The 18,128-nt window shown below is 66.6% G+C and carries 18 protein-coding genes; 3 read left to right on the plus strand and 15 right to left on the minus strand.

What is annotated here, in order from left to right:
- Window positions 1-86: 86 nt before the first annotated feature.
- A complete protein-coding gene (locus Y900_RS00650; protein ID WP_036345440.1) occupies window positions 87-791 on the plus strand; it encodes a TVP38/TMEM64 family protein in 705 nt (234 codons plus the stop codon).
- 23 nt (window positions 792-814) lie between these two features.
- Here Y900_RS00650 and Y900_RS00655 read toward each other — a convergent pair whose 3' ends face one another.
- The 6 genes from Y900_RS00655 to Y900_RS00680 form a co-directional block, all read right to left on the minus strand.
- Window positions 815-1,483, minus strand: a complete 669-nt coding sequence (locus tag Y900_RS00655) for a hypothetical protein (RefSeq protein WP_237752465.1) — start codon at window positions 1,481-1,483, stop codon at window positions 815-817.
- Window positions 1,484-1,544: 61 nt separating this feature from the next.
- Window positions 1,545-2,078 carry a hypothetical protein gene (locus Y900_RS00660; protein ID WP_036345443.1) on the minus strand — a complete coding sequence of 178 codons (534 nt, stop codon included), beginning with the start codon at window positions 2,076-2,078 and terminating at the stop codon, window positions 1,545-1,547.
- A gap of 48 nt (window positions 2,079-2,126) precedes the next feature.
- The gene (locus tag Y900_RS32925) at window positions 2,127-3,212 is read right to left on the minus strand and encodes an Rv0964c family protein (RefSeq protein WP_237752467.1); all 1,086 of its coding nucleotides are present in this window, start codon (window positions 3,210-3,212) and stop codon (window positions 2,127-2,129) included.
- 7 nt (window positions 3,213-3,219) lie between these two features.
- The gene (locus tag Y900_RS00670) at window positions 3,220-3,561 is read right to left on the minus strand and encodes a WXG100 family type VII secretion target (protein ID WP_051659804.1); all 342 of its coding nucleotides are present in this window, start codon (window positions 3,559-3,561) and stop codon (window positions 3,220-3,222) included.
- A 112-nt stretch (window positions 3,562-3,673) separates the two neighbouring features.
- On the minus strand, window positions 3,674-4,918 hold the full coding sequence (locus Y900_RS00675) for an SPFH domain-containing protein (protein WP_036337819.1): 1,245 nt from the start codon (window positions 4,916-4,918) through the stop codon (window positions 3,674-3,676).
- A gap of 12 nt (window positions 4,919-4,930) precedes the next feature.
- Entirely contained in the window at window positions 4,931-5,365 is a 435-nt protein-coding gene (locus Y900_RS00680) for an NfeD family protein (RefSeq protein ID WP_036337822.1), read from the minus strand.
- A 67-nt stretch (window positions 5,366-5,432) separates the two neighbouring features.
- Between Y900_RS00680 and Y900_RS00685 the strand changes: the two genes are divergently transcribed.
- Entirely contained in the window at window positions 5,433-6,293 is an 861-nt protein-coding gene (locus Y900_RS00685; RefSeq protein ID WP_036345452.1) for an Rv1486c family protein, read from the plus strand.
- On the opposite strand, the gene Y900_RS00690 is transcribed toward Y900_RS00685, so the two are convergent.
- The 9 genes from Y900_RS00690 to Y900_RS00730 all read right to left on the minus strand — a co-directional run bounded on the left by Y900_RS00690 (window position 6,262) and on the right by Y900_RS00730 (window position 15,116).
- Complete coding sequence (locus Y900_RS00690) at window positions 6,262-7,317, minus strand: ferrochelatase (protein WP_036337824.1); 1,056 nt, start codon at window positions 7,315-7,317, stop codon at window positions 6,262-6,264. The genes Y900_RS00685 and Y900_RS00690 overlap by 32 nt on opposite strands.
- A 10-nt stretch (window positions 7,318-7,327) precedes the next feature.
- Complete coding sequence (gene inhA, locus Y900_RS00695) at window positions 7,328-8,134, minus strand: NADH-dependent enoyl-ACP reductase InhA (protein ID WP_036337827.1); 807 nt, start codon at window positions 8,132-8,134, stop codon at window positions 7,328-7,330.
- A gap of 43 nt (window positions 8,135-8,177) precedes the next feature.
- On the minus strand, window positions 8,178-8,942 hold the full coding sequence (gene fabG1 / locus Y900_RS00700; RefSeq protein ID WP_036337829.1) for a 3-oxoacyl-ACP reductase FabG1: 765 nt from the start codon (window positions 8,940-8,942) through the stop codon (window positions 8,178-8,180).
- Window positions 8,943-9,005: 63 nt separating this feature from the next.
- Window positions 9,006-10,013, minus strand: coding sequence for a VWA domain-containing protein (locus Y900_RS00705; protein ID WP_036337831.1), 1,008 nt, complete (start codon window positions 10,011-10,013; stop codon window positions 9,006-9,008).
- On the minus strand, window positions 10,010-10,954 hold the full coding sequence (locus tag Y900_RS00710; RefSeq protein ID WP_036337834.1) for a DUF58 domain-containing protein: 945 nt from the start codon (window positions 10,952-10,954) through the stop codon (window positions 10,010-10,012). Before Y900_RS00710 ends, Y900_RS00705 begins: the two co-directional genes overlap by 4 nt.
- Window positions 10,951-12,069, minus strand: a complete 1,119-nt coding sequence (gene moxR1, locus Y900_RS00715; protein WP_036345455.1) for a chaperone MoxR1 — start codon at window positions 12,067-12,069, stop codon at window positions 10,951-10,953. Before moxR1 ends, Y900_RS00710 begins: the two co-directional genes overlap by 4 nt.
- Before the next feature lie 129 nt (window positions 12,070-12,198).
- Window positions 12,199-12,888 (minus strand): NlpC/P60 family peptidoglycan endopeptidase RipB, encoded by a 690-nt coding sequence (gene ripB, locus Y900_RS00720; protein ID WP_051659805.1) that lies wholly within the window; start codon window positions 12,886-12,888, stop codon window positions 12,199-12,201.
- Window positions 12,889-12,902: 14 nt separating this feature from the next.
- Entirely contained in the window at window positions 12,903-14,360 is a 1,458-nt protein-coding gene (gene ripA, locus Y900_RS00725) for an NlpC/P60 family peptidoglycan endopeptidase RipA (RefSeq protein ID WP_081844943.1), read from the minus strand.
- A 192-nt stretch (window positions 14,361-14,552) separates the two neighbouring features.
- Window positions 14,553-15,116, minus strand: coding sequence for an Rv1476 family membrane protein (locus Y900_RS00730; protein ID WP_036345463.1), 564 nt, complete (start codon window positions 15,114-15,116; stop codon window positions 14,553-14,555).
- 186 nt (window positions 15,117-15,302) lie between these two features.
- Between Y900_RS00730 and acnA the strand changes: the two genes are divergently transcribed.
- The gene (gene acnA / locus Y900_RS00735; protein WP_036337836.1) at window positions 15,303-18,128 is read left to right on the plus strand and encodes an aconitate hydratase AcnA; all 2,826 of its coding nucleotides are present in this window, start codon (window positions 15,303-15,305) and stop codon (window positions 18,126-18,128) included.

An 18,128-nucleotide genomic window follows, 5' to 3' on the forward strand; every position in this document is an offset into this window, starting at 1 on the left:
CCGTGACGTGGCCGACTACGGCTACTCGTCGGTAACCGGCGTCGCACCCGGCGCGTTCTCACCGGAGGGCCGTAACCTTGGTGAACGTGACGTCGAAGACCCGCAGCACGTGGCGCAGTGTGCGCTCAGCGGTGATCTCCACGGCGCGCCAGGTTTCCCGGACGCGCCTCATCGTCACCGCGGTCACCGCTGTGATTCTCGTCGCAGTGGTGTTGCTGGTCCCGCTGCCGAACGCGGTGCAGCTGCGGGACTGGGCAACGTCGCTCGGCGTCTGGTTCCCGCTGGCCTTTTTCGCCGCCCACATCGTCGTCACGGTGTTCCCGTTCCCGCGCACCGCGTTCACACTGGCCGCCGGCCTGTTGTTCGGTCCCGCGTTGGGCGTGGGGATCGCGGTGGTGGCCAGTGCGCTCAGCGCGCTGCTCGCACTGCTGCTGGTGCGCGCCCTGGGGTGGCAGTTCAGCAAGCTGTTCAGTCACCCGGCGCTCGAGTCGGTTGATGCCCGGCTGCGCGCGCGCGGCTGGCAGGCGATCTTCTCGCTGCGGATGATCCCCGCCGTACCGTTCTCGGTGCTGAACTATGCCGCCGGCGCGTCGGCCGTGCGGGTGATGCCGTACTTATGGGCGACGTTGGCCGGCCTGATCCCGGGCACCACCGCGGTGGTGTTCCTCGGCGATGCCCTCACCGGCAACGTCAGCCCGCTGCTGGTGTTGGTGTCGGTGTGCACGGCGGCCGTGGGTGTCGTGGGCCTGGGCTTCGAGGTCCGGACCCATCGGAAGGCGCACACCGAGTAATGCTCGTCAACGTCTGGCGATCGCTAGGTGTGCGCAACCGCAGTTGACCGACCCCGAAGTATTTCTTCGATCCGATCCAACAACTGGGTCGGATCGGCACCGGCGCCGTCGTGCCACGCCACGAGAGCGCCGTACAGGTTGATCGGCTCCACGGTCAGTTGTAAGCCGAGCATCACCGTCTCGGGAGCATCGGTAGTCGAATCGCCATGGCGGTAGGCGATCTCGACCTGCAAAGCCTTGGCTCCGCTGACCGAATTCGCGATCCACTTGGGGGTGATCGCCTCAACCTGATCCCGTGTGAGCTCACCGGGCCGGATCTTGGGGTCGGCGACCCTGATGGTCAACGTCGAGGGCGTGAAGCGCAACGAACATCGGTGCCACATACGGAAAGTGGCGTAGATCATGAGAAGCGTCGCGAGGAGAAGGAGTATGCCGACGAACCGTAGCCACACTGGATTGCCAGGTACATACCCGGCATAGATGCCGGCGATTCCCATCAACGGAAGCGCGAAGTTCAACAGATAGGCGCTTGCCTCGTACCAAGGAACGTACCGGCAGACGATTTCCTCCGGCGTTCGAGTGACACCCGCGCGCATTATGCGGCGCCTGCCCACTACACCGAAACTCGCACCGCAAACGCAGATAACGGCCCAGTACCACGCCAACCCTTTGAGAAATGCCAGCACGACCACGAGTACTAATGCGATGCCGAGGGAGAACCGAAGGCGCCCCGTCCAGCGTCGATGCGTCCCGCTACCGACTGCCATGGTCTGCCTCCGCTTCCATTGCCGTCACATCGGTCCGGACAGTCAATCGAATGGGTTCACGGACCACCGCCGAATCCCGTAGCACGCTCGTGGTGAGCTGCACGATCAACGTTTCCTGTTTCATAGGCATGATTCGAGACCGGCAGATGCTGTCGAGGGGTCCGAATTCATGACCGAATTCCATCGCCAGTGTGCCTGCGACACCAGACCCCTCCTCCGCCGCCGTGAGTTGTCGGCTTCGTTCGCGACATCCCGGTACCGACTGCAATTGCTGGTCAGCCAACATCGCGAACACCGCACCGCAATCCAGAACGGCCTCGACGCGATGCATCGTCAGCACCGCATTGGCGCAAAACTCATTGGCAAGCGGGTCGCTGCGACATACCCATAGAGCTACTCCTGGAGCAGAGTCGTAGGGGTCCCAGCCCGGAGGCAGCGCCACTTGAACCTCGCAACCGGGAGCTTGATCGGCTGGGAACACCGAGATGGCTCGCTCAATAACGAACTCATCGAATCGCATCGCCGCCACCAGAAATCGCGCTCCACGAAGCGGCAAACGTCCTGCTGATCACTCCCACAGCGCCTCAACCGCCTTGGACGCGCCAAACGCGAAGAACCCGCCGACGGCAGCGCCGACCACCAGGCCCACCGCCGTCCCCGCCCCAGGAATGACTGATCCGATTGCCGCACCAGCCGCCGCGTCAGCGGCAAAGGTGCCAGCGGCGCCACCAACAACAAGCGCCATACTGGTACCCGCCGCCTCGCGGGTGACCGCCTCGGGGACGGAGTTGCCGTCGTGAATGTCCGACATGACAGCCGGTATTGCGGTGGCCGCGCCGACGACACCGCCGACGCGCGAGACTCCCCGCAGCTCGACGCCGCCGATCTTCATGTCCTCCAGCCACTTCAGCAAGCCCGGGTCGGCCTTACCCGGACCGGTCCCGGGCGACTCCTTGATCAAGTTCAGTGCCGCCTGACGCACACCGTCGGCGGTGCCGCCGGCGATCGCGCCGGCACCGCCGATCAACAGATCGGTCTTCGACGGAACCCAATGGTTGCCGCTTTCCCCAGCCGACTTGGCGCCCTCCGATGAGGTTGGTAGCAACAGGTCGCTGAGCGATCGCGGCGGACTACCCGCCGTCGGCGTCGGCGCGCCGGACGGAATCGGCGTCTTCCCTGCTGCCATGTTGATGGCATTGGCCAGCGCCATGTCAACCAGGTTGGCCTCGGCCACTATCTTGTCGAGCCGGGGTTGCAGCTGCGCCTGCTTCAATTCGGCCTCCATCGGGTTACGAACCTTCGGGCCGGGCAGCACTGTGTCGGAGATCGGGTCGATCTCCATGTCCAGAGACTCAGCATCGGCTTTCAGGCTGGCCAGCTCAGACTTGATGCGCTCGATGCTGTCCGCCGCGCTACGCGCGGCATCGGCCACTGCCGACGCCTCGTTGCCATGCGCGTCGAGATCTTTGCGGGTCTGGCCGATCGCCGCCTTGGCCGCGTCCGCTGCCTGGCCACCCCAACTCTGGAACGCCGGCAAGCTCGCCAGCCCGGCCGCTGCGTCGAAACTGGCCTGGGCGCGACTGCTCGCAGCGTGGAATACCTCAAGCACGTCGCCCGGATTCCAGCGCTCGATGTCGGCAACCGTCAACGTCACGGGTAGCTCACCCGTCAGTCCGACCGGTGAGCACGTTTGCAGCCTGAGCCGGTGCCGCCAGCGCCTCGCTGTGTCGCTGTTCCATCTCGGCAAAACCCTCGGCACTGGCATGCAGCCCCTGAGCGTGATCGCTCAGTTTGTTCAACAGCGCCGCCGTGGTGGTCAGCCATTGGTCGGAGAGGGCACTCATCGCCAGCGCCGAAGCGCCGTGCCAGCCAGTCAATGCCGCATCGACGCGGCTCGCCGCCGCCTCGTGGGCGGTCGCGACATCCTCGCCGTGTCCGACTACCGCGGCAGCCGAGGCCGCAACATCACCGATATTCACCTGAAGCGACATCACATCCCCCATCAGACGTGGACACTTCTGGATATCAGCAAACGACTCTAGGGGGCCAGTCACCCTGGGGTGACCCCGCCAGAGTCACAGCAAACTGACAGCTGTGCGGCCGCAGGCTCTGGGTCTACTGCGGTTCGGAACCCTGCCGCGGGGCGTACTGCGGATCGGCCGGCGGGGCCTGCTGCTCGGACAGCGGCGGATACGACACCGCCGGTGCGGCGATCTGCGGCTGCGGCGGAATCGGGGCGGCGCCCACCGGGGACACGGTCGCGCGAGCTTCGGCCTCGGCCTTGGCCACCGCCTGGGCGATCGCCGGGTCGGTCTGCGTGTCGAACCAGTCGGCGACCTCGGCTGCGTCTTCTTCGTCGGATTTGGCCGGACGGTCGTCGACCGGCGACGGCGTGTATCGGAACACCCCGTCCTCTCCGGGTGCGCCGAGCATCTTGGTGAACCCCTGCAGCGCCGAGCCGAAGTCGCTGGGCACCAGCCACACCTTGTTGGCCTCGCCCTTGGCCATCTGCGGGAGCGTCTGCAGGTATTGGTAGGCCAGCATCTCCGGCGTGGGCCGGCCTGCCTTGATCGCGGCGAATGTCTTCTCGATCGCCTTGGCCTGGCCCTGCGCCTGCAGGTAGGACGCCGCTCGCTCACCCTGGGCCCGCAGGATGCGGGACTGCCGCTCGGCCTCAGCCGCCAAGATCGCGGCCTGCTTGGCACCTTCGGCTGCCAGGATCTGGGCCTGCTTTTGGCCCTCAGCCTGCTTGATCGACGCCTCTCGGCTGCCTTCCGCGGTGAGGATCATCGCGCGCTTCTCCCGGTCGGCGCGCATCTGCTTTTCCATCGAATCCTGGATGGACGGGGGCGGGTCGATGCTGCGCAGTTCGACCCGCGCCACCCGAAGGCCCCAGCGTCCGGTGGCTTCGTCGAGCACACCGCGCAGCTGCCCGTTGATCTGGTCGCGGCTGGTCAGCGTCTGTTCGAGGGTCATGCCGCCGACGACGTTGCGCAGCGTGGTGGTGGTCAGCTGCTCGACGCCGACGATGTAGTTGCTGATCTGGTACACCGCCGCCTGCGGGTTGGTGACCTGGAAATAGACGACGGTGTCGATGTTGACAGTCAGGTTGTCCTCTGTGATCACCGGCTGCGGCGGGAAGGAGACCACCCGCTCGCGCAGGTCGACGCGGGCGCGGACCTTGTCGATGAACGGGATCAGCAGCGTGAGCTGTCCGGAGACCGTCTTGCTGTAGCGCCCCAACCGCTCGATGACTGCCGCCTCCGCCTGCGGGATCAGGGCGACGGACTTGGCAACGACGATGATGGCGAACACCACCAGCACCGCGAGCAGAACCAAACCGGCTATGGCACCGTCCATGACGAGTTCTCCTTACTCGTTCTTCCAGACGACCGCGGTGGCACCGTCGATGTGCATGACAGTCACGTGGTCGCCCGGCTCGTAGACATCGTTGTCGTTGAAGGGTCGCGCCGTCCAGATTTCGCCGTCGAGTTTCACCTGGCCTTCGTGGCGTGCCACCCGGTCGAGCACAAGCGCGCTCTTACCTTCCAGCGCCTTGACCGGCTCGGGCAGCCCTTTTCCGGCGGTGAACTTTCGGCGTAGCGCCGGACGAACGAGTGCCAGAAGGACGACCGAGACCACCAAGAACACCGCGCCGTCCGCCCACACCGGCCAGTCGAACAGCCAGCTTGACCCGGCGGCGGCCAATGCGCCGCCGGACAGCATCAGCAGGAACATGTCGCCGGTCAGTGCTTCGGCACCGGCAAGGCCCAGCGCGAACACAAGCCAGATCAGCGCCGCGGGCATGCTGCCAGGGTACGCGGCGCAGTTGCGGAAAGCCGGTTCGGTGCCGAACCACTACACTGCGAGCATCATGTGGTGCCCAAGTGTTTCACTCTCCGTCTGGGCCAATGCCTGGCTCGCCGGCAAGGCCGCACCCGACGACGTCCTTGACGCGCTATCAGCCTGGGCGCCAACGCATTCGGTGATCGCCTACGATTCGGTGGCGGCCGGCCATACCGGCCTGCCGTGGCCCGACGTCGACGATGCGGGTGCGGTGTCGCTGCTGCAGACGCTGCGTACGGTCGCCGGTCGCGCACTCGAAGCCGGGCCGCCCGCGATCAGCGTGGCGCTGCCGGTGCCCGGCGATGTCCGCGGCCTGGCGGCGGGCACGCAGTTCCAGAGCGACGCCCTGTCGGCCGGTGAGGCGATCATCGTCACAAGCCCGATCGGCGACACCATCGGCCTGGTCCCCGATTTCGAGTACGACGACACCGACGACGAACTGCCGGACTGCGATCGGCATCCCGAACTGTGCGCACTGTCCTGGACGGTGTACTCACTGCCGTCGCGCCCCGTCGTCGATCACCTCGACCTCGGCGAGGCGGAATACGGTCTGCGGTCGGCGGTTCGGTCGGCCGCGGAGGCGCTGGGCGCGCTGCAGCTGGGCGCCGCGGACGGCATCGATGATCCGCGCGGGCTGGTCGAGCAGGTGCTGGAGACCGGTCGCCATCACCGCGCCCCTGATCACGCTCCGACGCGGGCGCTGCGGGTGCTCGAGAACGCCGCGCACGTCGACGCGATCATCACGGTCAGTTCGGGACTCATGCCGATCGGCACGCAGAGTGCGTCGGAGGCTCAGATCGCCAACGAAGCGCTGCGTCCGCTGGCGGCGGTCGTGCGCTCGGCGCGGATCGCCGCGGTCACCGCGATCCTGCACTCGGCCTGGCACTGACCTCACACGCGGGCGTGCAAAACGCCCCGTTGACGCTGCAGCCATACCCCGGAACAGGTTGATCTCCAACCACTCTCGCGGGTTCGCCGCCGTCACGCACTTCGCCGACGAGGTCGAGGACCAGCTCGGCGAAGCGGCGCTGCGCATTGGGTGTCGAGGCCCGCGCCAATGCGACGCCGAGGCTTTCGGCCTGCTCGCGCAGTTCGTTGTCCAAGTCCCACACCACCTCGATGTGGTCGGCGACGAAACCCACCGGGCAGACCACCACGGCCTTGGTACCCGCTTCGGCCAGCGCTGAGAGGTGATCTCCCACATCGGGTTCGAGCCACGGCACCTGCGGCGGCCCGGACCTGGACTGCCAGACCACGTCATAGTCGTCGTAGCCGGCCGCGGCAGCCACCAGTGAGGAGGCGTATCGGACCTGGCGGGCATACAGGTCGGGGCCGCACCGGTCGGCGGCCCGCACCGGAATCGAATGCGCGGTGAACACCACCCGGGCGCCGTCCCGCACCGGGTCGGGCAGCGTCGCGGCCGCTTCGGCGACGGCGTCGGCGAACATCGCCACCAGTAGTGGATGGTCGAAGAACTGGCGCATCTTGACCAGTTCCGGGGCACCGTCACCGACCGCTGCACGCGCTCGGGCGATGTCCTCCTGGTATTGCGCGCACCCGGAGTACCCGCCCCAGGCTGAGGTGGAGAACACCGCGGCCCGCCGAACACCGTCGGAAGCCATTGCGGCAACAGTGTCTTCGATCATGGGATGCCAATTGCGGTTGCCGAAGTAAACCGGCAGTTGTTCACCACGCTCGGCGAGTTCGGCGCGGATCTCCTCGATCAGGGCGCGATTGATCCCGTTGATCGGCGAGACACCATCGAAATGCAGATAGTGCTCGGCCACAGCGGTCAGCCGCTCCGGCGGTATACCCCGTCCGCGAGTGACGTTCTCGAGGAAGGGCATCACCTGTTCCGGCCCCTCCGGGCCACCGAACGACAGGATCAGCAGCGCATCACATGTGGTGGGCACGATGGCGGGACTAGAGCAGCTGGGTGCTGGCGCCGCCGTCGGCGAAGACGATGGTTCCGGTGGTGGCGGGAAGCCAGTCGGACAGCAGCGCGCACACGGTCTTGGCGACCGGCGTCGGGTCCTTCATGTTCCAGCCGAGCGGGGCACGCTGATCCCAGCCCTCCTCCAGCAGCTGCATCTGCGCCCCAGCCTCCTCGCCGAGCGCGCCGCCCACGATGGCACTCATCGCCAGGGTGCTGATCGGGCCTGCCGCAACAAGATTGGAGCGCACCCCGACCTTGCCTGCCTCACGGGCGACGAACCGGTTGACCGACTCCAACGCGCTCTTGGCGACCGTCATCCAGTTGTAGGCCGGCATCGCCCGGGTGGGGTCGAAGTCCATGCCGACGATTCCGCCACCAGGATTCATCACCGGCAGAACAGCTTTGGCCAGCGAGGCATACGAATACGCCGAGATGTGAATGCCCTTGGCGACGTCCTCGTACGGGGCGTCGAAGAACGGGTTGATGCCCATGCCGGTCTGCGGCATGAACCCGATGGAGTGCACCACGCCGTCGATCTTGTTGCCCTCGCCGATCACCTCGGTGATCCGACCGGCCAGCGAATCCAGGTGCTCCTGGTTCTGCACGTCGAGTTCGAGCAGCGGCGCAGGGTTGGGCAGCCGGTCGGCGATCCGCTGGATCAGCTTCATCCGGTCGAAGCCGGTGAGCACCAGTTCGGCGCCGGCTTCCTGCGCCACCTTGGCGATGTGGAATGCGATGGACGAGTCGGTGATGATCCCCGTGACGAGGATCCGCTTGCCCTGCAGAAGTGTCATGCGAAGTTTCCTTCTCTCTTAGTGCCGGTGTGCCGGGCTGGGCCTAGTGGCCCATTCCCATGCCGCCGTCGACCGGGATCACCGCGCCGGCGATGTAACCGGCGTCCTCCGACGCCAGGAAGCTGACTGCCCCGGCCACATCCTCGGCGGTGCCGACCCGCTTGGCCGGGATGAAGTCCAGCGCGCCGGCCTGGATGCGCTCATCGAGCGCGCGGGTCATCTCGGTGTCGATGTAGCCTGGCGCGACCACGTTGGCGGTAACGCCGGCCTTGGATAGTTCGCGGGAGATCGACCGCGCCATGCCGATCAGGCCGGCCTTGGCGGCCGCATAATTGGCCTGATTGCCGATTCCCCACATGCCCGATACCGAGCCGATGTAGATGATTCGGCCAAAACGCTTGCGCTGCATGCTGCGCGATGCCCGCTGGGTCACCCGGAACGCGCCGGTGAGGTTGGCGTTGATCACCTCTTGGAAGCGTTCTTCGGTCATCCGCATCAGGAACGCGTCCTTGGAGATGCCCGCGTTGGACACCAGCACCTCAACCGGCCCCTGGTGTTCCTCGACTTCGGTGAACGCACGGTCGATGGCCGCGGTGTCGGTGACATCGCATTCGACGCCGAACAGCCCCTCGGGGACTCCGGAACCGCGGTGGGTCACGGCGACCTTGTGCCCGTCGGCGGCGAGCCGCTGCGCGATCGCCAGGCCGATGCCCCGGTTTCCACCGGTGACCAGGACGGAACGGGAGACAAACGGCGGTTTGCTGGCCGGTTTGGCGTCGGCCGATTCTGCGGCAGCGGTGTCGGACATGGGAGTCAACTTAGTGCCTGCCGTCGGCCGGACCGAAATCCGCCACCGGCGATTTCACCGACATCAGCCCGGCAGGCGCCGGTTGACCAGCAGTGCGGCCAGGGCCGCGAGGGCCAGGACGAACGCGCCGAGCCGCAACCAGCCGGTGCTGGCGTCGCCCTTGGTGGTCTCATAGCCGATCTGATCCTGCAGTGAGGTGAAGACCTCCTTGAGCTGCTGCAGGCTCGACGCGGTGTAGGCGCTGCCGCCGGAGAGTTCGGCGATCTTCTTGAGCGTCTCGTCGTCGACTGGGACCGGTTGGCGCTGATCGTTGATCTCCACGTAGCCGTACGGGGTGCCGAACGACACCGTGGAGATCGGCACGCCCTGATCCTTGGCCGTGCGGGCAGCGGTGAACGCCCCCTTGGGGTTGTCCGGATTGGACGGCACGGTTTCCTTGCCGTCGGACATCAGCACGATGCGCGCCGGCGGCGGGGTGTCGCCGCCGCCGATGACCGCGCCGACCGTGGCGATCGCCTGCAGCGAGGTGAAGATCGCCTCGCCGGTGGCGGTGCGGTCGGCCAACTGCAACTTGTCGATGGCGTTCTTGGTGGCTTCCCGGTTGGTGGTCGGCGACACCAGCACAGTGGCGGTGCCGGCATAGGCGATCAGGCCCAGGTTGATGCCCGGGGTCAGCTGGTCGGCGAACTGTTTGGCGGCCTCCTGCGCCGCGGCCAGCCGGCTGGGCTCGACGTCGGTGGCGCGCATCGACTGCGAGACGTCGATGGTCAACATCACCACGGCGCGGTTGCGCGGGATCCGCACGTCGTGCGTTGGTCCGGCCATCGCGATCGTCAGCAGCACCAGCGAGGAGATCAGCAGGATCGCCGACAGGTGCCGCCACTTGTTGGGCCGTTTGGGCGCAACGCTTTCCAGCAGTTCCATGTTGGCGAAGCGCAGGAAACGCTTCTGACGGGCGAACTGCACGACGACGTAGAGCCCGACCAGTCCGGCGACGACGAGCAGGAACACGAAGAACCACGGGTGTTCGAAGCCGCCAAGCGTCATGGGCCCGAGCAACGGCAGGGTCATTGGCTGCCAGCCAGTGCACCGCGGCGACGGGAGGCGACGAACCGCACGATGTCGGCGATCCAGTCGCGGTCGGTGCGCAGGGTCATCAGGGGTGCGCCGCAGCGGCGCAGGGTGCGCGCCACCTCCTCGCGGTGCACCGCGGCGGCACGAGCGAAGTCGGCGCGCAGTTGCTCATCGATGGTGAACTCGCGGGTGACCCCGGATTCGGTGTCCTGCAGGATCACATCGCCGACCGGCGGCAGTTCGACGTCACGCGGGTCGAGCACCTCGATGCCGAGTACCTCGTGGCGCGCGGCGATCGCGCGCAGCGGCCGCATCCAGTCAATCGGGCCGAGGAAGTCGCTGACCACCACGGCCATCCCGCGTCGGCGTTCGGGCCTGCGCAGCGCATCGATGGCCGCGGCCAGATCGCCACGCACCCCGGCCGGGGCCTGCGGCATCGTGGCGATCGTGCGCAACAGAGTCTGCTCGTGCATCCGGCCGGACAGCGCAGGCACGCGGGTGATCTTGTCGCCGTTGGCGATGATCGCACCGATCCGGTTGCCGCCGCCGCTGTTGAGGTAGGTGATCGCCGCCGCGGCGGCCACCGCCAGGTCGCGCTTCTCGCAGCCCGTCGTGCCGAAATCCAGGCTGGCCGACATGTCGACCACCAGCCAGGTCTCCAGCTCCCGATCGGCGATCATCTGCCGAACGTGTGGGTGGGTGGTGCGGGCGGTGACCGACCAGTCCATCCGGCGCACATCGTCGCCGGGCTGGTACATCCGCGACTCGCCGGGCTCGGAACCCGGGCCGGGGATCAAGCCGAGATGGTCACCGTGCAGCACGCCGTCGAGCTTGCGCTTGACCGTGAGTTCGAGGGTGCGCAGCGCAGCCGAGAGCTTGGCGTCACCGATCTCACCGCGCTGAAAAGACGGCGGGTGGACGGTTTCGGAGTCGCTCACCGACCGTTGGCACCCGCCCCGGCGGGAACCACCGGCGGCGCCGAATGTCCTTGCTGCGGAACGGCATTGACCTGAGGCAGCGCGACGGTTTGCAGGATGCGGTTGATCACCGTCTCGGCCTTGATGTCGTCGGCCAACGCGTCGTAGGTCAGCACCAGCCGGTGGCGCAGCACGTCGGGGATCACGTCGATGACGTCCTGCGGGATGACGTAGTCACGGCCGCGGACCAGCGCCAGCGCGCGGGCGGCGGCGATGATGCCCAGCGACGCACGCGGCGAGGCGCCGAACGCCACCCAGGCCTTGACGTCGGGCAGACCGAACTGCTCCGGCCGCCGCGTCGCCGTGACGACCCGGACCACATAGTCGACCAGCGCGTGGTGGACGAAGTTGTTCGCCGCGACGTTCTGCAGGCGCAGCAAGTCGCCGGTCTCGAGGATCTGCTTGGGCTCCGGCGGGGTGACACCCATCCGGTAGATGATCTCGCGCTCTTCCTCCGGCGACGGGTAGTCCACGTTGATCTTGAACAGGAAGCGGTCGCGCTGGGCTTCCGGCAGCGGGTAGACACCCTCGTTCTCGATCGGGTTCTGGGTCGCCATCACCAGGAACGGCTTGGGCAGCTCGTAGGTCTTGCCGCCGATAGAGATCTTGCGCTCAGCCATGACCTCCAGCAGTGCTGACTGCACCTTTGCCGGGGCGCGGTTGATCTCGTCGGCGAGCAGGAAGTTCACCACGACGGGGCCGAGTTCGATGTCGAATTCTTCCCGGCCCTGGCGGTAGATGCGGGTACCGATGATGTCGGTGGGCACCAGGTCGGGGGTGAACTGGATGCGGGCGAAGGTGCCGCCGACCACCTTGGCGAAGGTCTCGACCGCCAGGGTCTTGGCGACGCCCGGCACACCTTCGAGCAGCACGTGTCCCTTGGCCAACAGGCCGACCAGGATCCGCTCGACCAGTTGGTCCTGGCCAACGATGATGCGCTTGACCTCGAAGATCGCCCGTTCCAGGGTGTTCACCTCGCCGGCGAGACCATTACCGCCCGACGGTGGGGCGGCCGGGGTTCCGCTCGGCCCGGCAAACGATCCGGGGCCTGCGGGCGACCCACCTGGTGACGTCATCGACTTCCTCCACGAGCTGTTGGTTTTGGCGGGCACGCCGTGCCCTGCCACAACTATTCCAGGCGTTCTGAGATCCGTCGACGTGCCCCATTCGCTGGCGCGTCAGATCGGCACGGCCCGCGCGGGCTCTCAAGTCTCGATGATGCGGGTCAGGTACGGCGTCATACCCGCGGTGCGGACGGGGCTGACGGTCACGTGACCGGCCGCCGACGACGCCTCGAGCATCTGCCCGTTGCCCAGGTAGATGGTGACGTGCTGGGTGCCGTTGGGTCCGTAGAAGATCAGATCGCCGCGCTTTGCCTGCGACGGCGGGATGTGCCGCCCCGCGTTGTACTGGTCGCCGGAGTACTTCGGAAGCTGCACCCCCACGCCGGCGAAGGCGTAGCGGGTGAAGCCCGAGCAGTCGTAGCCCACCTTGCCGGCGTCTTCCTCCACGCCGGCACTGGGCCCGTTGATCGCGCCGCCACCCCAGGAGTACGGCACGCCCTGCTGCGACGCACCCCGGGCGATGACGTACTCGATGGCCTGCGGTCCGCGTACCCGCCCGCCCGGCAGCGCCGTCGGGGCGCCGCCGAAGCCCAGACCGGACAGGAACTTGCGGCCCAGGTCCATGGTCGCCTGGGCGGCCTGCTGAGTGACCTGCAGCGAGGCGTTGGCCATCGCGACCGGATCACCGGGCGCTCCGGCACTCAGGATCTTGGGCAGCGTCGGATCCCACTCGCCCGGATCGGCATTGGCCGGGCTGGCGATGCCCAAGCCCAACGCGAGTGCCGTCAGGATCGTCCCGACGAAGAGCCGTCGAGAAGTGTTGCGAGACATGGGTGAAACTTTCGTCAGTATTCGATGTAGCGGACGACGAACGGTGTCATGCCGCTGGTGCGCACCGGCGAGATCTTGACGCTCGATCCGGTGTAAGGGGCCTCGAGCATCTGGCCCTGGCCCAGGTAGAGGGTCACGTGCTGGCTGCCGCCGGGGCCGTAGAAGATCACGTCGCCGCGGCGCATCTGCGAGGACGGGATCTTGCGGCCCATGTTGTATTGCGATCCCGAATAGTGCGGCAGCCTGATGCCGACGCCGGCGAACGCGTAGAGGATCAGACCGGAGCAGTCGAATCCGACGGTGCCCGCACCGCTGTCGATGCCGTTGCTGGGCCCGGTGGCGGTTCCGCCACCCCACGAGTACGGCACACCCATCTGCGACATGGCGCGCTTGATCACGTACTCGGAGGCCTGCGCGCCGTAGACGTAAGGAATCGCGCCGTTGGTGATGCCGGTGTCGTCGGGCTTCAGGATGCCGAGCTTCTGCAGAAAGCTCTTGCCCATCTGCTTGGTCGCGTTCAGCGACGACGACGAGATCTGCAGGACGGCGTTGATGATCTGGATCGGATCGCCGGAGACGAAGGCGCTGGGCACCATCGGCAGGGTGGTGTCCCATTCCGAGGCACTGCCATAGGGCGGGACAGTCCCGGCGCCCGGCGCTTTCGGCGAGCCGGGGGCGGCCGGGTCCCAGCGATCCCCCGGGGTCGCGGGTCCGGTCGCCGCCGATTGTGGAACCGCCGCAGGCGAATTCGCAGGCGCTGACCACTGTCGGGCGGCGTCGAGCTTGTCCTGGGCGGTTTTGCGCTCAGCAGCCAGCCGGTCGATCTCGGCCTGCTGGTCGGTGAACGTCTGCTTGGCCGCGGTCAGCGCGTCGACCGCGGACTGCTGGCTGGCCTCGGCGTCGGCGAGGGCCTTGTCGGCGTTGTCCTTGGCCAGCCGGGCCGCCGACTCCTGGTTGATCTGTTCGGTGCGAGCCCGCTGCAGGTCGCTCATCACCTGCTGCGAGCTGACGGCCAGGGTCTGACCGGCCGAAGCGGTGGACAGAATGTCCTCGGGGTTGGTCGCCATGACCAGCGAGGCCGATGGTCCGTTGATGTAGGTCGCGGCGGCGAACGTGTCGAATCGCTTCTGGGCGTCCGCAATTGCGGCGCTTGCGTCCTTGACACCCTGCGCGCTGGCGTCGACCTTCTCCTGGGCCGCGGCCGCCGCGTCACGCGCGGTCTGGACGTCGACCAGTGCTTTGTTGACGCTTTCCTGCTCGGCCTGCACCTTGGCGCCGATGTCCTGCAGCCGCTGGTTGGCGTCGGCCACATCGGCGATCAGGCCGGCGATCGTATTCGGCGCGGCACCGGGCTCGGCATGGGCCAGTCCGGGCATCGTGAACGTCATCGCGACGCTGAGCGCCAGCGGGCCCACCGGCCTGGCGATCCGAATGGCCGGCCGAACAACAGAGCCGCGAAGGGAACGTCTCATTCGACCCTGGTCTCCTCTGCTTCACACGTGCAGTCACGCCAGCAACAGATGTCACATGAGTCACATCATTAACAATGGCGACAGTTGCACCGTACGTCACATTTGTCGCAGAGGAAACTTCCGGCAAGAATTACATGTTTGTCATTTACGGGATGTTGCCGAAAAGTAATCTTATCGATTTGCCAGGGATAGTTATTTTCCCTGGTCAGATGCCATATCGCTTGGTTGCGCACGGCGTGCCCGAAGCTGCAGAACTCGAGTCAAAACAGCCGCTACGGCCACCCCGATCACAAGCGTGATCGTAAATCCCGTCCAGGGGAAATCGGGCGTTTGCAATTGGTCGACGAATGCCTGTGTACCGACCACCGGATTGGGCGCCGTCTTGGCCACATCCTGGCCCGCCTCGAGAATGACGCGGTCGTAGGTGGTGCTGTAGGTGCCCGCCCAGCCGGGGCTCAGCACCAGCACTGTCGAGCCGGGATCGCCTTGCCCGATCTCGGTGGCGATATCACGCAGCGGGGTGTCGATCGCGGGGCTCTTGTCCATCACGACGACCTTGAGATCGATGCCGTGCTCCTTGGCCGAGGCAACCACCTTCTGGAGGGCGGCGACGTCGGCGGCCGGCGCTGCGACACCGTCGGCGGCCACGTCGGCCTTGACCGCGGCCAAACACTGGTCGATCGGAGTCGACGGGGCAAGCCCGGCACTGCTGCACACCTCCACCGGGATGAAGGTCGGCGCGTGCGGAATCGTCACGATCGGAAACGGTACCGCGCGCCCCACCCCGGGGTGGCACCACGCGCCGGAGAAGACAAGACTGGGGGTCGGCCCGCTGGCAGTCGCGGATACCCATCCGCCCGCTTAGCAGGACAACCGTACTGTTAGTATGGAGACCGGTGTCGACACAGCCCGTCGGCATCGAGGACAACGCCGGGAGTTGATGTGAGCAGCGAAAATTCGTCGAATTCGTCCCTGAACACGTTCGAAGCGCGCGACACCTTGAAGGTCGGCGACAACAGCTACGAGATCTACCGCCTCGACGCGGTGGCCGGCACCGAGAAACTCCCCTACAGCCTCAAGGTGCTGGCCGAGAACCTGTTGCGCACCGAAGACGGCGCCAACATCACCAAAGACCACATCAACGCGATCGCGAACTGGGATCCGTCGGCCGATCCCAGCATCGAGATCCAGTTCACCCCGGCGCGCGTGATCATGCAGGACTTCACCGGTGTCCCCTGCATCGTCGACCTCGCCACCATGCGCGAGGCCGTCGGCGATCTGGGCGGCAACCCCGATCAGGTGAACCCGCTGGCCCCCGCCGAGCTGGTCATCGACCACTCGGTGATCATCGACGTGTTCGGCAGCGCGGACGCCTTCGAGCGCAACGTCGAGATCGAGTACTCGCGCAACGGCGAGCGTTACCAGTTCCTGCGCTGGGGCCAGGGCGCGTTCGACGACTTCAAGGTGGTGCCCCCGGGCACCGGCATCGTCCACCAGGTCAACATCGAATACCTGGCTCGCGTCACGATGGTCCGCGATGGAGTCGCCTACCCGGACACCTGCGTCGGCACCGACAGCCACACCACGATGGTCAACGGTCTGGGCGTCCTGGGCTGGGGCGTCGGTGGTATCGAGGCCGAGGCCGCGATGCTGGGCCAGCCGGTGTCGATGCTGATCCCCCGGGTCGTCGGCTTCAAGCTCAGCGGCGAGATCCAGCCCGGCGTGACCGCGACCGACGTCGTCCTCACCGTCACCGAGATGCTGCGCAAGCACGGCGTGGTGGGCAAGTTCGTCGAGTTCTACGGCAACGGCGTCGCCGAGGTGCCGCTGGCCAACCGCGCAACCCTGGGCAACATGAGCCCCGAATTCGGTTCAACGGCAGCCATTTTCCCGATCGACGACGTGACCATCGACTATCTGCGGCTGACCGGGCGCAGCGACGAGGAGCTGGCGCTGGTCGAGGCCTACGCCAAGGCGCAGGGCATGTGGCACAACCCCGAGCACGAGGCCACCTACTCCGAGTACCTCGAGCTCGACCTGTCCACCGTCGTGCCGTCGATCGCCGGGCCCAAACGCCCGCAGGACCGCATCGAGCTGTCCGACGCGAAGTCGGCGTTCCGCAAGGACATTCACAACTACGTCGAGAACGGCAACCCTGCCCCGCAGACGAAGCTGGACGAGGCCGTCGAAGAGTCGTTCCCCGCCAGCGACCCCGCGGTGCTGTCCTTCGCCGACAACGGCTCGGAACCGCTGCATTCCGCGGCCGCCGGGGCCGAAGGCCGGCCCACCAAGCCGGTGAATGTCAGCGTCGAGGATCGCGGTCAGTTCGTGCTCGACCACGGCGCGGTCGCGATCGCGTCGATCACCTCGTGTACCAACACCTCCAACCCCTCGGTGATGCTCGGCGCGGCGCTGCTGGCCCGCAACGCCGTCGAGAAGGGCCTGACCGCCAAGCCCTGGGTCAAGACGTCGATGGCCCCCGGATCGCAGGTCGTCAGCGACTACTACGACAAGGCCGGCCTGTGGCCGTACCTGGAGAAGTTGGGCTTCTATCTCGTCGGCTACGGCTGCACCACCTGCATCGGCAACAGTGGCCCGCTTCTCGAGGAGATCTCGAAAGCGATCAACGACAACGACCTGACGGTCACCGCGGTGCTGTCCGGCAACCGCAACTTCGAGGGCCGGATATCCCCCGACGTGAAGATGAACTACCTGGCGTCGCCGCCGCTGGTGATCGCCTACGCGCTGGCGGGCACGATGGACTTCGACTTCGAGACCGATCCGCTCGGTAAGGACACCGACGGCAACGACGTCTTCCTCAAGGACATCTGGCCGTCGTCGAAGGACATCTCCGACACCATCGCCTCGGCGATCAATCAGGAGATGTTCAAGAAGAACTACGCCGACGTGTTCAAGGGCGACGAGCGCTGGCAGAACCTGCCGACGCCGTCGGGCAAGACATTCGAGTGGGATGCCAACTCGACCTACGTCCGCAAGCCTCCGTACTTCGACGGTATGCCCGCCGAACCACAGCCGGTCAGCGACATCACCGGGGCCAGAGTGCTTGCCCTGCTGGGCGATTCGGTCACCACCGACCACATCAGCCCCGCCGGCAACATCAAGGCGGGCACCCCGGCGGCGCAGTACCTCGACAGCAACGGCGTGGACAAAAAGGACTACAACTCCTACGGGTCCCGTCGCGGTAACCACGAGGTGATGATCCGCGGCACGTTCGCCAACATCCGGCTGCGCAACCAACTGCTCGACGACGTCTCAGGCGGCTACACCCGCGACTTCACCCAGCCGGACGGGCCGCAGGAATTCATCTACGACGCCGCGCAAAACTATGCGGCGCAAAATATTCCGCTGGTGGTGCTGGGCGGCAAGGAGTACGGCTCCGGCTCGTCGCGCGACTGGGCAGCCAAGGGCACCAGCCTGCTGGGCGTGCGCGCGGTGATCACCGAGTCCTTCGAGCGCATCCACCGGTCGAACCTGATCGGCATGGGCGTGATCCCGCTGCAGTTCCCGGCCGGGGAGTCGGCGGCATCCTTGAAGCTCGACGGCACCGAGGTCTTCGACATCACCGGGATCGAAGAGCTCAACAACGGCAAGACGCCGAAGACCGTGCACGTCACGGCCACCAAGTCCGATGGGTCCGCGGTGGAGTTCGACGCCGTGGTGCGCATCGACACCCCCGGCGAGGCCGACTACTACCGCAACGGCGGCATCCTGCAGTACGTGTTGCGCAACATGCTGCGGACCGGCTAG

The organism is Mycolicibacterium aromaticivorans JS19b1 = JCM 16368 (genome assembly GCF_000559085.1).
GTDB lineage: Bacteria > Actinomycetota > Actinomycetes > Mycobacteriales > Mycobacteriaceae > Mycobacterium > Mycobacterium aromaticivorans.

What these genes read in the sequence shown, in the direction of transcription:
- Y900_RS00660 (WP_036345443.1), bottom strand. Translation starts at nt 2,078, where the DNA reads ATGCGATTCGATGAGTTCGTTATTGAGCGAGCCATCTCGGTGTTCCCA.
- Y900_RS00670 (WP_051659804.1), bottom strand. Translation starts at nt 3,561, where the DNA reads ATGGGGGATGTGATGTCGCTTCAGGTGAATATCGGTGATGTTGCGGCC.
- Y900_RS00675 (WP_036337819.1), bottom strand. Translation starts at nt 4,918, where the DNA reads ATGGACGGTGCCATAGCCGGTTTGGTTCTGCTCGCGGTGCTGGTGGTG.
- Y900_RS00680 (WP_036337822.1), bottom strand. Translation starts at nt 5,365, where the DNA reads ATGCCCGCGGCGCTGATCTGGCTTGTGTTCGCGCTGGGCCTTGCCGGT.
- Y900_RS00685 (WP_036345452.1), top strand. Translation starts at nt 5,433, where the DNA reads ATGTGGTGCCCAAGTGTTTCACTCTCCGTCTGGGCCAATGCCTGGCTC.
- inhA (WP_036337827.1), bottom strand. Translation starts at nt 8,134, where the DNA reads ATGACACTTCTGCAGGGCAAGCGGATCCTCGTCACGGGGATCATCACC.
- fabG1 (WP_036337829.1), bottom strand. Translation starts at nt 8,942, where the DNA reads ATGTCCGACACCGCTGCCGCAGAATCGGCCGACGCCAAACCGGCCAGC.
- Y900_RS00705 (WP_036337831.1), bottom strand. Translation starts at nt 10,013, where the DNA reads ATGACCCTGCCGTTGCTCGGGCCCATGACGCTTGGCGGCTTCGAACAC.
- moxR1 (WP_036345455.1), bottom strand. Translation starts at nt 12,069, where the DNA reads ATGACGTCACCAGGTGGGTCGCCCGCAGGCCCCGGATCGTTTGCCGGG.
- ripB (WP_051659805.1), bottom strand. Translation starts at nt 12,888, where the DNA reads ATGTCTCGCAACACTTCTCGACGGCTCTTCGTCGGGACGATCCTGACG.
- ripA (WP_081844943.1), bottom strand. Translation starts at nt 14,360, where the DNA reads ATGAGACGTTCCCTTCGCGGCTCTGTTGTTCGGCCGGCCATTCGGATC.